Here is a 15,107-nt window from a genome sequence, read left to right on the forward strand (position 1 = left end):
TTAACCAAATAAATGTGCGGGAACGCACAATATTAATCAGGACAGTGATGGAATAGCGATATCCGAGCACAAACGCTTTTGAGATTACCGTAATGGTTAATAAAAGGCGAGCGCTTTTATAACCATTATTTTACTAAATGTTAATGCAGCATGAAATTTGATATTAAAACGCGGATAGCTGAATTTGTAACCATTTGGTAATAACAATGAGGGGGATAAGCGAATAGCGATTAGGGCAAAAAATAAGCTTTTTTGCCCTAACATTAAGGCGATGATGGATTAATGGTCTTTTGAACCGGGTAAATTTCGGTTAATGACATCAATTATTTTGTCACTGAGTGGTGTGAGCAAAACCCAGCTTGCCCCAACCAGAACAACGGCAAGAGAACCAACAGCAATATCGGTAAACCAATGCGCACCAATCATGACTCGCGGCATTGAAAAAATGACCACAATCAACAGAGCGATGGCAAATGCACCACGAGAAAAATAGCGCAACATAAAGCAGGCAAATATCATCAGCATCATGCCGTGGTCACCAGGAAAACTGTCGCTAGAGGCATCTTTGGTCGGAATGCCCGTCAATTCACTGACGCGATTGATATTCTCAAAAGTCAGTGTCGGGCTAGGATGAGAAACCGGTAGCAGATGACCTAGCTGGTTGAGGATAACCGCAGTTAACAACATCACCACCCCTGTGACGATTAACCGACGGCGACCTGTGGGGGGTTCCTTAATATAGAAGTACAAGTACAGCAGGCCCATGCACATCAGGGAAATAGCGTCAAAACCTCGATTGTTGGTGATAGCCACCAAGTGTAAAAATGGGGGGCTGGACAGCAAGTGTTGGTTAAAATAGAAGAATATTGCAGAATCTATTTTGAACCAGAAACCGTGGTTTACTGGGATATACCAGGAAAAAAATAGAGCAATTCCAAGCAAGTTGAGCAGTAGTATTGTCGGTAAATTACGACGGGTCATGCGATGGCCTATACATAAATTGTGTAACGAACAAAAATCGGGGCATATTATACCCCTTTAGTTAACCTAATATTCAGTAATTGATGCTGTAGTGCATTCCAATCAGCTTCATTTGCACTAATGAGTTCGATTCGGCTATCCAACGGGGGAATTTGGCGCGTTTCTATTTGCAAGTCATTACCTTGGCGATTAATTACCAAGGTTCCCTCGGCAATACGCATCACGCCTTTTACTCGCTCCACTGGGTTCAATCGTACCCATTCCAATAAGGGAACTGTATCAAATACGGTATCGGCATTAAATACCCAGCCACAACTCAGATAACCTTGACCCTTATTCAGCGCCCGACGCCAAGGCTCAGTTCCTTTTAAACTTAATGCTGCCAGCCCTTTTTGACGTGTTGAACTGTGATGATGTGCCCCATCGGGCAATTCATTATTATTACTATGGGATATATCGAGTAGGGCAACATCAATTTCACCCTGTTCAGCATAATAGAGAGGGCGTGATGGTGATTGTTGCTCATGCCATTGTTGTAGTGCGTTGTAATCTGTGGCGCTGTAAGTATCTTGTTTATTTGCCACAAGGATATCAGCCGCCGCCAGTTGGTCACGGAAATTCTCATTGCTGGTATAACGATCATCACTTAGCTGGCGCGCATCAAGTAAGGTTACCGTGGCTCGCAGATCAATCCATGGCTGATAAATATCTGAAGTCAAAAGGGATAGGATTTGTTTTGGGTGACCCAATCCAGTTGGCTCGATAAGTAAACGATCGGGTTTTGCCTGTTGTAGCAACATATTCAAGCCAACTTGCATGGGCAAGCCATTTACGCAGCACATGCACCCACCGGGTATTTCTTTTAATACCGCGCCACTGTCTGCTAATAGAGCACCATCAATACCTATTTCGCCAAATTCATTGACCAGAACCGCCCATTTTTCGTTCTCTGGTTTTTGTGCCAATAAATGTCTAATTGTAGTGGTTTTTCCACATCCCAAAAAGCCGGTAATCAAGTTGGTTCTTGTCATATGGATCTCCGCGATGAAAATTTTTTTTTAATTAGCTATTAAGTTAATCCCATTTTAGCCGTTGTTATTAGAAGAGGATATAACAACAAGCAGGCTAATTATTGAACGAAAAAAGTCCAAATTAAGAGTATTTCCTAGGAAATTTCAGAACCGCGCCTAATGGCGGCCCTCGGAGAAGAAATATAATGAGCTTATTCCGGGGATTTTATTGAGTTATGGAAAGAGTAGAGCAATAAAAAATGCTCTACCGTTACCATTACTCGCGCTGAAATCCTCTATCTTTAAAATGACAGATATGAGAGTCGAGGTGATTATGAACAATTATCGAGTACTAATTATCTTAGCGATAATGTTTTCATGGACAATATCTTTTACTGCAAGTAGTGCGCAATCAAACCTGTCTGCTTCAGGAACAATTACATTTTCTGGAGCCATTGTAGACAGTCCATGTGATACTGCATTCGTGGGCCAAACGATAACAACCCGCTGTTATCGTAATGGTGAAACACTGACTCAGCGACAAACACTCTCACGTAATATGCCTCTGACATCCCGATTGCCAGGGAATTTAGCTTCTTCTCATCTGGAATGGCTGAATCCACAACGTAATCTGGGAATTTTAACCGTCACTTATCTTTAATATTTCAGACCGCATTATTAATTTCTGTAAATACACATCGCTGTAGAAAAGAATATCTATAAACACGGTTTATCATAATGATAAGCCGTGTTAGCTCGTTGCATATTTTGGCGTCAAGACACTATATGACCACAATGAAATTGTGTGACCACATGGTATACTTAGTGCCAATCAGACACCCCTTTGGTCAGGCCAATTTGGTATTATCAACGCCAATGCTTGATATAGGAACTTAAGGTTATGCGGTTATATCAGGAAGTGGGCAGTCAGTTACGTGCAGCGATTGTCAGTGGTCAGTATCATGTCGGTGACCGTTTACCGCCAGAGCGAGACATTGCTGAAAATTTCAGTGTCAGTCGCAGTGTGGTGCGAGAAGCACTGATTATGCTGGAACTGGAAAAATTGGTGGAAGTGCGCAAAGGCTCCGGTGTTTACGTGGTCAATGTACCCGATATGCTTGTAAATGGAGAGTCAGCTGTTTCAACTGACAGCGGTTATGGCCCATTTGAACTGCTACAAGCCCGCCAATTGCTGGAAAGTGAAGTGGCTGCTTTCGCTGCTATGCAGGCCACTAAGGCCGATATTATCAAAATGCGTGAGGCCATCGAGCAGGAAAAACGGGCATTAGAAGCCGGGGCTGTGGATGAAAGCGCGGATGAACTGTTCCACTGTCTGCTGGCGCAATCGACACAAAATAGCGTGTTGGCCAATATGGTTGCAGAAGCTTGGCAGGCACGAAAAACCAGCGCAATGTGGCTCGGTGCTCACGGTCATACTGTTGATTTCAGCTATCGTTGGCAATGGTTGGAAGATCATCAAAAAATCCTGCAAGCCGTGTTACGACGTGATAGTAAAGCCGCCAAGCAAGCCATGTGGCAGCATTTGGAAAATGTTAAAATGAAATTACTGGAACTTTCTGATGCTGACCATCCTGACTTCGATGGCTATTTGTTTGAGTCGGCACCTTATCAGCTTGAAGAATAGAACGTCTTTGATAAATGTATTGGCTGAATGACGAAGAATGCTCATCCAGCCATTACGCAACAATGAAATTAAGCCTGTTCTGCCAAACGTTTCACACTCTCTTTCGCGCCAAATTGTTGCAGGCTGAGATAGGCTTCGGTTACCGCTTGGACGAAAGCGTGCTGCTGTGGCAAGGATTCACCAAACAAGGCTTTCAGTGACAGTAAACTCTGTACTCTGGCCACGCCATCTTCGCTGTTGGCCACACATTTCTTAAAGCTGTCAACCATTGGGTCACGGATATCAATAACCTGGCCATTATCATCGACACCACTGACATAACGCATCCAACCTGCAATACCTAATGCCAAACAGCGGTAGTTGCCGCCATGCTGTAAGTGCCAGCGCACGGAATCCAGCATCCGCTGCGGTAATTTTTGGCTGCCGTCCATGGCAATCTGCCATGTGCGGTGTTTCAGTGACGGATTGCTGTAACGTTCGATGAGTTGATCGGCGTAGGCATTAAGGTCAACACCGGTGACGCGCAGGGTTGGCGCTTGTTCATCTATCATCAAGCGGCGGGCAGTAATACGGTAATTATCATCAGCCATACAATCATTAATATGCGGGTAACCGGCCAGATAACCCAGATAAGCGAGGTAGGAATGGCTGCCGTTTAACATGCGCAGTTTCATTTCTTCAAAAGGCAATACGTCATCCACCAACTGGGCCCCAGCAATTTGCCAGTCAGGGCGGCCAGCGACAAATTTGTCTTCAACAACCCATTGAATAAATGGCTCACAGGCAATACCGCATGGGTCAACGACACCTAATTCGTCGGCAATCTCTTGCAAGGTTTCGGAAGTGGCTGCAGGCACAATGCGGTCGACCATGGTGTTAGGGAAGGTCACATTCTGGCTAATCCAATTAGCCAGCTCAGGATCACGGGCAGTGGCTAAACCCAGAACTGCATTTTTCACGATATGACCATTTTCTGGGATATTATCGCAGGAAAGCACGGTAAAGGGTGGCAGGCCGCGCAGACGACGTAACCGAAGGGCTTCAACCAATACACCCGGTGCAGAAGTTGGGGCATCAGGTATTGCCAGATCAGCACGGACAAACTCATTTTGCAGGTCCAATTGGCCGGTGCCAGGTTCGATGCAATAACCTTTCTCTGTGATGGTCAGCGAGACAATCGCCACTTGCGGTTCGGCCAATTTCTCTAATACTTGCATGATGCCATCTAGCCGGGCATGTAGTGACTCACAGACAGAACCGACAATAATTGCTTGATTACTTTGCGCCCCTTTTTCCAAGACAGAGAAAAGATGGTCTTGCTGACGCAAATTTTGAATCAATACGTCGCCACCCAATAAGCTGACTTCGCAGATACCCCAGTCTCCACCTTGTTTATTCAATACCCGGTCAGTGAGGAGTGCCTGATGGGCACGATGAAATGCGCCAAAACCAATGTGAACAATGCGACTTTTTAGCGCAGTCCTATCATAAGTCGGCAACTGTACGGTTGAGGGGAGGGGGCTGTTAGCTATGGTGTTCATACGTGGCTCCAAAATCATTCACCCCACAGTAGCTGCAAGGGGCTGACGTAAAAGGTGGCAAATAAAAAGTTGTTAGACCAGTTTTGGTGAGCCATCTGTAGGAAAAAAGCCACACCATCGTGATCATTTTCTTTTGCTCGTTGCCATGAATATCGGCTTGCAGTGTAAAGCCATATGACAGAAAATAAAATTGGTAAGTCCAATATTGATAATATTCGTGAAGTGGATCAACCAATGAGGTTTTGCTTTTTGACACTTAGCCCTGAAAGAGTAAGGATAAAGCTGAGTGATACCTCTTGGAAATCTGTATAACAGCATTTTTAGCACACCTGAATAGTTTACATAGAAGGTAAAAAAATAAATGGAACAAACATGGCGTTGGTATGGCCCGAATGATCCGGTGTCCTTAGATGATATCCGTCAGGCTGGCGCAACTGGGGTAGTGACCGCGTTACACCATATCCCGAATGGCGAAGTTTGGCCGGTGAGTGAAATCGAAAAGCGTCAGGCTGAATTGGCGGCGAAAGGTTTGGTCTGGTCGGTCGTGGAAAGCGTGCCGATTCATGAAGAGATTAAAACGCACAGCGGTAACTATCAGCAACATATCGATAATTACAAGCAAACGCTGCGCAATTTGGCTGCCTGCGGTATTGATACCGTGTGCTACAACTTTATGCCAATACTGGACTGGACACGTACTGATCTGGAATATCAATTACCGGATGGTTCCAAAGCATTACGTTTTGACCAAATCGCGTTTGCCACTTTCGAATTGCACATCCTCAAGCGCCCTGGTGCAGAGAATGATTACACGGCTGAAGAGCGTGCGCAGGCGGCAGATTATTTCAAAGCCATGACTGAAGCGGATATTGCCAAGCTAACGGGTAATATTATTGCCGGTTTACCGGGCGCTGAAGAGGGTTACACGCTGGATCAATTCCGTGCCCGTCTGGCTGAATATGATGGTATTGATAAAGCGCAGTTGCGTGAAAATATGGCCTATTTCCTGCGCGAGATAATTCCGGTTGCTGAACAGGTCGGTTTGCGTATGGCGGTACACCCGGATGATCCACCGCGTCCAATTCTGGGCCTACCGCGTATCGTTTCAACGATTGAAGATATGCAGTGGCTGAAAGAGACCGTCGATAGCATTCACAATGGTTTTACCATGTGTACCGGTTCTTATGGCGTACGTGCTGACAATGATTTAGTGAAGATGATCGAAACTTTCGGTGATCGCATTCACTTCACGCATCTGCGTTCAACCTGTCGTGAAGGGAATCCAAAAACCTTCCATGAAGGCGGTCATTTGCAGGGTGATGTCGACATGTACTCCGTCGTTAAAGCTATTTTGACCGAAGAACAACGTCGTCAGGCGGCGGGTGATATGCGTCCGATCCCGATGCGACCAGACCATGGTCATCAGATGCTGGATGATTTGCAAAAGAAAACCAATCCGGGCTATTCCGCCATTGGCCGCCTGAAAGGGTTGGCAGAGGTTCGTGGCGTGGAGTTGGCGCTGAAGCGGGCGTTTTTCCCTGAGCTAAAATAGTATCCATACCCGTCATCTTTCATGTTACAGCGGTGTTTTAGGATGAAAAAGCAAAAGGGCCGAGAAATCGGCCCTTTATTGTAGGTATACCCAATAGATTTCGCGATACAGGAAGGCGGCAAACGAACTCATCCCGATGAGCTTACATGAGTAAGTGATTCGGGTGAGTAAGAGCAGTCAACACACCTGTAACGTGAAAGATGATGGGGATATTATTCGGCGCGTCCCATATAGCGACGTTCTGCAATATGAATACGGATCTTCTCACCAGGGCTGATATATTCTGGCACCTGAATGGATAGGCCGGTACTCATCACCGCCGGTTTGTTACGGGCACTGGCTGATGCGCCTTTGATGCTCGGTGCGGTATCAACAATTTCCATATCAACCGTTTGTGGCAATTCCAATGCCAGCAACTGACCGTCCATTGTCAAAACTTGCATCCCCGGCATACCGCCTTCAGGAATAAACAGCAACTCTTCTTCAATTTGTTCTTTTTTGAAGTTGTAAGGCGTGAAATCTTCATCATCCATAAAGACGTATTCGTCGCCATCGATGTATGAGAAATTCACTGAGCGGCGGGTTAGCGTGATGGTATCGAGGATTTCATCACCTTTAAAACGCTCTTCAACTTTCAAACCTGTACGTACGTCAGAAAAACGCATTTTATACAGTGTACTTGCGCCACGGGCACTTGGGCTTTGCACATCAATATCTTTCACCAGCAATAATTTGCCGTTGAGGTTGACCGCCATACCCCGTTTTATTTCGTTCGCTCTTGCCATTTATTAACCGCCAATCAGAATTGAAGATAAGTTGCGACAAGTTACTCGTGCCGTGTGTTTCAGGCAAGCAGATAGCGCAAAAAAGAGTGAGATTTTCGGTATCAAACTGGCCTTATGCAAACACCGGCAACAGGCCGAATAATGCCGCAATATGAGCCACCGCATTGATCAGACCAAATAAGATAATAAAGCCAATCATAAGACGGCCACCCGGAGCTTGATAACCGGCCTGTGGGAAGCGTTTACGGCTGGCGCGTGCCATCAACGCAGGAACAATGACGGCCCAAATGGTGGCCGCTAACCCGGCAAAGCCAATCGCATAAAGAAAGCCATTCGGGAACAGCAGAGCACCGACGGTCGGCGGTACAAACGTGATTAATGCAGATTTAGTGCGCCCACGACGATCATCGGCAAACTTAAAGAAGTCGGCAATATAATCGAATAACCCCAGAGACACACCGAGGAATGAGCTGGCCAATGCCATATAAGAGAAGGCGTTGAGGAGTTGGCTGGTGATCTGGCTGGCCGAGACCGTATCCATCTGTTTCAGCAAACTACCAATATTACCGCCATCAGCAATCACTTGTTTGAATGCATCCCGGGCAATATTGCCCTGAATGGCGTACTGCCACAGGATATAAATGACTAAGGCAATCAAGGTACCATACAGCAAGCTCTGCACGACAGCTTTGCCGTCCTTGTGGTAATACTTTACCAGCCCCGGCACGTTACCGTGATAACCAAACGATGTCAGCAAATAGGGTAGCGCTGCCAAGGCATAAGGTAAATAGCTGGCATTACTGTCAGTTTGGTTGAATAGAACCGCACTTTCTACATGGCTAAACATATCACCGATGGACATGACAAATGTGATGACCATCCCACCGATTAATATCGTACTTAAGCGATCCACTGCTCGAGTGGATAACCAAACAATAAACGCCACCAGTAAAGCAAAAATAAAGCCCGCACCGGTCTGACCAATCCCCACGGTATTTTGCAATGTATGGGTAATGATTGAACCACCAGCAGAGATATAGGCGTAGGTCAGAATATAGAGAACAAAGGTGATCGATAGCCCATTGATTGAGCTCCAAACCTTACCAAGCAGGTCTTGCACCATGGTGTGGAAACTGGCACCTGTTGGGTAATTTAAGTTGGCTTCCAAAATCATCAAACCCGAAATCAGCATGCAGGCCCAAGTATAAATCAGCAGTGCCACTGAGCCGCTAAACCATACACCGGCTGTCACGATTGGGATTGAGAACATCCCAGCGCCCACAGCGGTGCCAGCAACGATCATGGCTCCCCCCAGAACGGAAGGTCGTGATAGGGATTGGGCTAGGTCTGTTGACATCTGTCACTCCGCATTTCTTTCGTGCTTGATGTTGCAGGGGCTGATGGCCCTGTTGCAACGTCAATAACGTTGGATATTGATAATAGGTTAATTGTTCTTTTGTACTAGCCTAATGGTACGGGGTGACGCTGACGCTGTAAACAGATGAATATGCTTACGGGGTTCATTTGGTTAGTGATTAGTCTGGTCATTAGAATTAATGCTGATTAAATATCGTACAAAACTATCTGAGACACAGGCGGTTGACTGCCATCATTCACTTAATTCATTGAGCTATCTCAACGCCTTGAGTTCATATCATTACCACCTACTTGCAGTTCGAAACTTATAGATTTTCAGGTCGTTCCAGTTAAAAACAGACATAACGTGCACAATGAAAAGACAAAAGCTGTGGACGGCGTCAGCTATTCAGCCATTAATCAAGGATAGTGCTGGTAGTTGATGAGGGCGGTTGCTATTGTCCGCTGTTATTCCACCAGCCTACAGGAGCCTGCTGATGGACTGTCGCTCAGATTGCGGTGCCTGCTGTATTGCTCCTTCGATTTCCAGCCCGATCCCTGGTATGCCTTTAGGCAAACCAGCCAACACTCGTTGCCTGCATTTGGATGATGCCATGCGTTGCGGTATTTTCCATTCGCCTTCCCGTCCGGCGGTCTGTGCCAGTCTGCAAGCGTTACGCGAGATGTGTTTTGATACTCGCGACCAAGCTCTGGTGTATTTGATTCAACTGGAAACGGATACCGCGCCTTAAAGACAGTTGAGGGTAATCCTCAACTGTTGTCGAATGATACAGCGCTGTTTCTTAGTCAAAGATGGCGTAAAACTGCTGATTTAACCATAAATTAATAGCATGGCGGCTGGCTTCAAAATGTGGCTCGGGCAATTCTCGCGGGTCACACCATATCCATTGCTGACATTTATCAGGTTCTTTCAGCTCTGGCTGTCCACCGGGGTGCTGCGCCTGCAAACAGACAGAAACGGTGTGTTTACCTTCTGCACGCCAGGTTGCAAGATTATTACACAATGCCACGACATGCATTTCATTGATATATAAGCCAGTTTCCTCGAGGATTTCTCGTTGAGCGGCTTGCTCAAAAGACTCTCCAGCCTCCATGTGTCCACCGGGAATAGACCAATAAGGCGCGTGCTGACCACAGCGTTTGCCCAGTAAGACTTCGCCTTGTTGATTGACGATAATGACGCCCACACCGACCACTACAGACATCGTATTAACTCCTTTATAATGTGCGTCAGCAACTATCAGCCATGGATGCTATTTTGCTGCTGATACAAACTCATTCACCATGAAAATGTGCGGAATGTCAAAAAATCATCAAGAATAAAAGCAGAAAACTTGCATATATTCTTAGTCGGAAACACACTCCTTGAAACGTTTCAGCGTTATCTCGTCACCAGATGATAAAGGGTAACGCTCCTTTTTCTCATTGAAGCTGAAACGATTCAATTTCAGCAAGAGAGGAGACATAATGTTCCAGTTATCAACTAAAGATATCCATCTGGCTGCACAAGCAGACAGCAAAAACGAAGCGATCACCCAAGTGGCCGCCGCGCTGACTCAAGCCGGGTGTGTTGCCGCCGGGTATGTCGATGGTATGTTAGCCCGTGAGCAACAAACTTCGACCTATCTGGGTAATGGCATTGCCATTCCACATGGTACTACTGATACCCGTGATCTGGTACTGAACACCGGCGTACAAGTTTTCCAATTCCCGCAGGGCATTGCGTGGGGCGAAGATCAAACGGCTTATATTGTTATCGGGATTGCCGCGCGTTCTGATGAGCATTTGGCATTATTGCGCCAGTTAACACATGTATTAAGTGATGATGCCGTCGCTGCGCAGTTAGCAAAAACTACTTCAGCTGAAGAGCTGCGCAGTTTGCTGATGGGTGAGCAAAAAGCAGCTGAATTCCATTTTGATACCTCACTTATCGCGCTTGACGTTGCCGCAGACAACTTGATCACACTGCAAGCGCTGAATGCGGGTCGTTTACAGCAAATCGGGGCAGTCGATGCTCGCTTTGTCAGTGATGTCATTACCCGTGAACCGCTGAACCTAGGGCAGGGTATCTGGTTGAGTGACAGTACTGAAGGCAATTTGGTCAGTGCCGCTACTGTCAGTCGCCCAGCGACTGCATTTGAGCATAACGGAGAAAAAGTAGCGTTGCTGCTGACATTGTCCGTTGCCGATGACCAACCTCTCTCCGTGTTGAATTATTTAAGCGACCTGTTACTGGCGAAAAAAGCTGACGCGTTGCTGAACGCTGATGCGGCAGCACTGTTGGCATTGCTGACCAGTGAGTATGTCGAGCAAAACGAAGTATTGAGCGCTGAGTTTGTTATCCGTAATGACCATGGATTACATGCGCGCCCAGGGACGATTTTAGTCAATACAATCAAACAGTTTACCAGTGAAATCACCGTGACCAATTTGGACGGCACCGGTAAACCCGCTAATGGACGTAGTCTGATGAAAGTTGTGGCTTTAGGGGTTAAAAAAGGGAATCGCCTGCGCTTTACCGCGAGCGGTGAAGACGCACAAGCAGCACTGGATGCGATTGGTGAAGCTATCGCCGCCGGTTTAGGTGAGGGGGCAGCATGAGCAGAAGAGTTGCAACTATCACACTAAACCCGGCTTACGATCTGGTCGGTTTTTGCCCGGAAATTGAACGTGGCGAAGTGAATTTGGTGAAAACGGCCGGTCTGCATGCCGCGGGTAAAGGCATCAATGTCGCCAAAGTACTGAAAGACCTTGGTATTGATGTCACGGTCGGCGGTTTCCTCGGTAAAGATAACCAAGATGGCTTCCAACTGTTGTTTAGCGAGCTGGGTATTGCCAACCGTTTTCAAGTGGTGCCGGGCCGCACTCGCATAAACGTCAAACTGACTGAAAAAGATGGCGAAGTGACTGACTTTAACTTCTCTGGTTTTGAAGTCACTAAGCCGGATTGGGATCGCTTTGTAACCGACTCATTGAGCTGGTTGGGGCAATTCGACATGGTTGCCGTTAGTGGCAGTCTGCCTGCGGGCGTTGATCCTGATGCATTTACTGATTGGATGACGCGGTTACGTTCCCATTGTCCATGCATTATTTTCGACAGCAGCCGTGAAGCGCTGGTTGCGGGGCTGAAAGCATCACCGTGGTTGGTAAAACCCAATCGCCGTGAGCTGGAAATCTGGGCCGGTCGCCCATTACCTGAATTGGGTGATGTGGTGGATGCCGCGCACGCACTGCGTGATCAGGGAATTGCCCATGTGGTGATTTCTCTTGGCGCGGAAGGGGCACTCTGGGTCAATGCCTCTGGGGCATGGTTAGCAAAACCGCCTGCTTGTGAAGTGGTCAGCACCGTGGGTGCCGGCGACTCCATGGTGGGGGGCTTGATCTATGGGTTGCTGATGCGCGAATCCAGCGAACATACGCTGCGTTTGGCAACCGCTGTCGCCGCTTTGGCTGTCAGTCAGAGCAATGTGGGTATTACGGATCGCCCGCAGTTGGCAGCCATGATGGCGAAAGTTGACCTGAAACCCTTTAATTGATCTCCGGAGGCGAAATGAAAACGCTACTAATAATAGACAGTTCGCTCGGGCAGGCCAGAGGCCACCTTGCGACACTGATGTTGGGTGCTGCGGCGGCAAAAGCAGGACTGAGCTGGGTAGACAAAGCCGCTGATGCCGAGTTGGTGATTGTCGCAGGGCAATCAATCCCAGCTGACGCTGCGCTGAACGGCAAAAAAGTGTATCTCGGTGATGTGGAAAAAGCGGTTCGTGACCCGGAAGGTTTTCTGGCGCACGCGATTGCGCAGGCAAAACCTTATCAGGCGACTGCAACAGCAGCACCTGCGGCCTCAGTGACAACTGGCCCTAAACGGATTGTGGCGATTACCGCCTGCCCAACCGGCGTGGCGCATACTTTTATGGCGGCAGAAGCCATTGAAAGTGAAGCAAAAAAACGTGGCTGGTGGGTGAAAGTTGAAACACGCGGTTCCGTTGGTGCGGGCAATGCTATCACTCCGGAAGAAGTGGCAGCCGCAGATTTAGTGATTGTGGCCGCGGATATCGAAGTGGATCTGGATAAGTTCGCCGGTAAACCGATGTATCGTACTACTACAGGTCTGGCACTGAAGAAGACCGCGCAAGAGCTGGATAAATCCTTGGTAGAAGCTGAAGTCTATCAGCCAAAAACCGGCAGTAGCACTGGGGTGAAGAAAGCAGAGACTGGCGGCCCGTATCGCCACTTGCTGACGGGTGTGTCTTATATGTTGCCGATGGTGGTTGCTGGTGGCTTGTGTATTGCACTGTCATTCGTGTTTGGTATCAAAGCGTTTGAAGTGAAAGGCACTTTAGCTGCGGCCTTGATGCAAATCGGTGGCGGTTCAGCCTTTGCCTTGATGGTGCCGGTATTGGCAGGTTTCATCGCCTTCTCCATTGCTGACCGTCCGGGTCTAACTCCAGGTTTAATTGGCGGTATGCTCGCTGTTAGCACTGGGGCGGGCTTCCTTGGGGGCATTATTGCCGGTTTCCTTGCCGGTTATGTAGCAAAAGCTATCAGCACCAAGCTGCACTTGCCGCAAAGTATGGAAGCGCTTAAGCCGATACTGATTATCCCGCTGGTCGCTAGCTTGATTGTTGGTTTGGTGATGATTTATGTAGTCGGTACGCCGGTGGCAAAAATCATGACAGGCCTGACTAACTGGCTGCAATCTATGGGTACTGCGAATGCGGTACTGCTGGGGGCCATTTTGGGCGCAATGATGTGTACCGATATGGGCGGGCCGGTGAACAAAGCTGCTTATGCTTTTGGTGTGGCACTGCTGAGTTCGTCAGTTTATGCACCGATGGCGGCCATCATGGCGGCGGGGATGGTTCCACCGTTGGCGATGGGGCTGGCAACACTGCTGGCGCGTAATAAGTTCGACAAAGGCGAGCAAGAAGGGGGCAAAGCGGCGCTGGTACTGGGCCTGTGCTTTATCTCTGAAGGGGCGATTCCATTCGCGGCTCGTGATCCAATGCGTGTCTTGCCGTGCTGTATCGCCGGTGGCGCACTGACGGGTGCTCTGTCTATGGCATTCGGTGCACAACTGATGGCACCACACGGTGGTCTGTTCGTGCTGCTGATCCCGGGCGCAATTCACCCAGTCCTACTGTATCTGGTGGCCATTATCGCCGGTACAGTATTGGCCGGTGGCCTGTATGCGCTGCTAAAACGCCCTGATGCTGCGGTTGCGAAAATCGCTTAATCACGTGCTCAAGTTGTATTACCCAATAAAAACCGGCCTCAAGTGCCGGTTTTTTTATGCTGACTCAAGATGATACGGTTAAGCTTCAGCTTGTGATTTCAGCCAAGCTATCTCTTCTGCCCAGATATCTGGATTCACGGTTTCCAGAATCAGCGGAATATTGTCAAAACGCGAGTCGCGCATAATATAGCTGAACACTGTTTTACCAATATTGCCTTCACCTAAGCTGTGGTGGCGGTCAACACGGCTGTTAAATTCACTTTTGGCATCATTAAGATGCATGCCACGTAGATATTGGAAACCGACGATATCGCCCAGTTCAGCAAAAGTATGCTGACAATCGGCTTCGGTCCGTAAATCATAACCGGCAGCAAAAGCATGGCAGGTGTCAATACAAACGCCAACGCGGCTTTTATCTTCTACACCGGCAATGATGGCGGCCAGATGCTCAAACTTAAAACCGAGATTACTGCCCTGACCCGCGGTGTTCTCAATGACGGCCGTTACCCCTTCAGTTGCGTCCAGCGCAATATTGATAGATTCAGCGATGCGGGCCAGACATTTGTCTTCATCAATTTGTAGCAAGTGGCTACCAGGGTGGAAGTTCAGTAATGACAACCCCAGTTGCTGGCAACGTGCCATTTCATCGATAAAAGCGTCACGGGATTTTTCCAGTGCTTCGGTCACCGGGTGACCAAGGTTAATCAGATAACTGTCATGAGGCAGGATCTGGGCTGAGGTATAACCGTACTGTTCGCAAGCCTGCTTGAATTTCTCAATAACATCATCTGCGAGCGGCGCGGCGCGCCATTGACGCTGATTTTTGGTAAACAGGGCAAAGGCAGTGGCCTCAAGTTCGTGCGCCCGAATCACAGCCTGATCGACCCCCCCTGCTGCGCTAACATGTGCACCGACAAATTTCATTCCATTCTCCTTTGATAACCCGGTCATTATGGCATTGATAGCGGCATGATTGAATG

General features: G+C 47.9%; 14 protein-coding genes. 7 read left to right on the forward strand and 7 right to left on the reverse strand.

Going from position 1 to position 15,107, the window contains the following annotated elements; translation table 11 throughout:
• Positions 1-279: 279 nt before the first annotated feature.
• Positions 280-981 (reverse strand): phosphatase PAP2 family protein, encoded by a 702-nt coding sequence (locus ACIOG0_RS07970; protein WP_050097043.1) that lies wholly within the window; start codon positions 979-981, stop codon positions 280-282.
• Between the two features lie 47 nt (positions 982-1,028).
• Positions 1,029-2,012: a GTP-binding protein gene (locus ACIOG0_RS07975; protein ID WP_050097044.1), complete on the reverse strand. Its 984-nt coding sequence runs from the start codon at positions 2,010-2,012 to the stop codon at positions 1,029-1,031.
• 313 nt (positions 2,013-2,325) lie between these two features.
• Here ACIOG0_RS07975 and ACIOG0_RS07980 point away from each other — a divergent pair, with 313 nt between their 5' ends.
• Together ACIOG0_RS07980 and ACIOG0_RS07985 are read left to right on the forward strand one after the other, a co-directional pair.
• Positions 2,326-2,652, forward strand: a complete 327-nt coding sequence (locus ACIOG0_RS07980; RefSeq protein ID WP_128450965.1) for a type 1 fimbrial protein — start codon at positions 2,326-2,328, stop codon at positions 2,650-2,652.
• A 240-nt stretch (positions 2,653-2,892) separates the two neighbouring features.
• Entirely contained in the window at positions 2,893-3,636 is a 744-nt protein-coding gene (locus ACIOG0_RS07985; RefSeq protein ID WP_050295310.1) for a GntR family transcriptional regulator, read from the forward strand.
• A gap of 68 nt (positions 3,637-3,704) precedes the next feature.
• Here the strand turns inward: ACIOG0_RS07985 and ACIOG0_RS07990 are convergent, their stop codons facing one another.
• Positions 3,705-5,177 (reverse strand): mannitol dehydrogenase family protein, encoded by a 1,473-nt coding sequence (locus ACIOG0_RS07990; protein ID WP_050139804.1) that lies wholly within the window; start codon positions 5,175-5,177, stop codon positions 3,705-3,707.
• 361 nt (positions 5,178-5,538) lie between these two features.
• Here ACIOG0_RS07990 and uxuA point away from each other — a divergent pair, with 361 nt between their 5' ends.
• Positions 5,539-6,729 carry a mannonate dehydratase gene (uxuA, locus tag ACIOG0_RS07995; protein ID WP_128450890.1) on the forward strand — a complete coding sequence of 397 codons (1,191 nt, stop codon included), beginning with the start codon at positions 5,539-5,541 and terminating at the stop codon, positions 6,727-6,729.
• Between the two features lie 212 nt (positions 6,730-6,941).
• Here uxuA and yeiP read toward each other — a convergent pair whose 3' ends face one another.
• Together yeiP and mtr are read right to left on the reverse strand one after the other, a co-directional pair.
• Positions 6,942-7,514: an elongation factor P-like protein YeiP gene (gene yeiP / locus ACIOG0_RS08000; RefSeq protein ID WP_005193072.1), complete on the reverse strand. Its 573-nt coding sequence runs from the start codon at positions 7,512-7,514 to the stop codon at positions 6,942-6,944.
• Positions 7,515-7,626: 112 nt separating this feature from the next.
• Positions 7,627-8,871: a tryptophan permease gene (mtr, locus tag ACIOG0_RS08005; RefSeq protein ID WP_050097049.1), complete on the reverse strand. Its 1,245-nt coding sequence runs from the start codon at positions 8,869-8,871 to the stop codon at positions 7,627-7,629.
• Positions 8,872-9,367: 496 nt separating this feature from the next.
• Between mtr and ACIOG0_RS08010 the strand changes: the two genes are divergently transcribed.
• Positions 9,368-9,622, forward strand: coding sequence for a YkgJ family cysteine cluster protein (locus tag ACIOG0_RS08010; RefSeq protein ID WP_050097050.1), 255 nt, complete (start codon positions 9,368-9,370; stop codon positions 9,620-9,622).
• A 51-nt stretch (positions 9,623-9,673) separates the two neighbouring features.
• On the opposite strand, the gene ACIOG0_RS08015 is transcribed toward ACIOG0_RS08010, so the two are convergent.
• Positions 9,674-10,096, reverse strand: a complete 423-nt coding sequence (locus ACIOG0_RS08015; protein ID WP_128450888.1) for an NUDIX hydrolase — start codon at positions 10,094-10,096, stop codon at positions 9,674-9,676.
• Positions 10,097-10,358: 262 nt separating this feature from the next.
• On the opposite strand from ACIOG0_RS08015, the gene fruB reads away from it, so the two are divergent.
• The 3 genes from fruB to fruA are packed head-to-tail and all read left to right on the forward strand — an operon-like array spanning position 10,359 to position 14,127.
• Positions 10,359-11,492, forward strand: a complete 1,134-nt coding sequence (fruB, locus tag ACIOG0_RS08020; protein ID WP_050295311.1) for a fused PTS fructose transporter subunit IIA/HPr protein — start codon at positions 10,359-10,361, stop codon at positions 11,490-11,492.
• Positions 11,489-12,427 carry a 1-phosphofructokinase gene (gene fruK / locus ACIOG0_RS08025; RefSeq protein WP_050097053.1) on the forward strand — a complete coding sequence of 313 codons (939 nt, stop codon included), beginning with the start codon at positions 11,489-11,491 and terminating at the stop codon, positions 12,425-12,427. The genes fruB and fruK overlap by 4 nt, the downstream gene beginning before the upstream one ends.
• A gap of 14 nt (positions 12,428-12,441) precedes the next feature.
• Positions 12,442-14,127 carry a PTS fructose transporter subunit IIBC gene (fruA, locus tag ACIOG0_RS08030; protein ID WP_128450887.1) on the forward strand — a complete coding sequence of 562 codons (1,686 nt, stop codon included), beginning with the start codon at positions 12,442-12,444 and terminating at the stop codon, positions 14,125-14,127.
• Between the two features lie 78 nt (positions 14,128-14,205).
• On the opposite strand, the gene nfo is transcribed toward fruA, so the two are convergent.
• Positions 14,206-15,051 carry a deoxyribonuclease IV gene (nfo, locus tag ACIOG0_RS08035; RefSeq protein WP_050097055.1) on the reverse strand — a complete coding sequence of 282 codons (846 nt, stop codon included), beginning with the start codon at positions 15,049-15,051 and terminating at the stop codon, positions 14,206-14,208.
• Positions 15,052-15,107 lie beyond the last annotated feature (56 nt).

The organism is Yersinia vastinensis, from assembly GCF_044905075.1.
GTDB classification, from domain to species: Bacteria; Pseudomonadota; Gammaproteobacteria; order Enterobacterales; family Enterobacteriaceae; genus Yersinia; species Yersinia vastinensis.

Coding starts and splice junctions, on each gene's coding strand:
- ACIOG0_RS07980 (WP_128450965.1), top strand. CDS start 2,326: ATGAACAATTATCGAGTACTAATTATCTTAGCGATAATGTTTTCATGG.
- uxuA (WP_128450890.1), top strand. CDS start 5,539: ATGGAACAAACATGGCGTTGGTATGGCCCGAATGATCCGGTGTCCTTA.
- fruB (WP_050295311.1), top strand. CDS start 10,359: ATGTTCCAGTTATCAACTAAAGATATCCATCTGGCTGCACAAGCAGAC.
- ACIOG0_RS08010 (WP_050097050.1), top strand. CDS start 9,368: ATGGACTGTCGCTCAGATTGCGGTGCCTGCTGTATTGCTCCTTCGATT.
- ACIOG0_RS07990 (WP_050139804.1), bottom strand. CDS start 5,177: ATGAACACCATAGCTAACAGCCCCCTCCCCTCAACCGTACAGTTGCCG.
- ACIOG0_RS07985 (WP_050295310.1), top strand. CDS start 2,893: ATGCGGTTATATCAGGAAGTGGGCAGTCAGTTACGTGCAGCGATTGTC.
- mtr (WP_050097049.1), bottom strand. CDS start 8,871: ATGTCAACAGACCTAGCCCAATCCCTATCACGACCTTCCGTTCTGGGG.
- fruA (WP_128450887.1), top strand. CDS start 12,442: ATGAAAACGCTACTAATAATAGACAGTTCGCTCGGGCAGGCCAGAGGC.
- ACIOG0_RS07970 (WP_050097043.1), bottom strand. CDS start 981: ATGACCCGTCGTAATTTACCGACAATACTACTGCTCAACTTGCTTGGA.
- nfo (WP_050097055.1), bottom strand. CDS start 15,051: ATGAAATTTGTCGGTGCACATGTTAGCGCAGCAGGGGGGGTCGATCAG.
- fruK (WP_050097053.1), top strand. CDS start 11,489: ATGAGCAGAAGAGTTGCAACTATCACACTAAACCCGGCTTACGATCTG.
- yeiP (WP_005193072.1), bottom strand. CDS start 7,514: ATGGCAAGAGCGAACGAAATAAAACGGGGTATGGCGGTCAACCTCAAC.
- ACIOG0_RS07975 (WP_050097044.1), bottom strand. CDS start 2,012: ATGACAAGAACCAACTTGATTACCGGCTTTTTGGGATGTGGAAAAACC.
- ACIOG0_RS08015 (WP_128450888.1), bottom strand. CDS start 10,096: ATGTCTGTAGTGGTCGGTGTGGGCGTCATTATCGTCAATCAACAAGGC.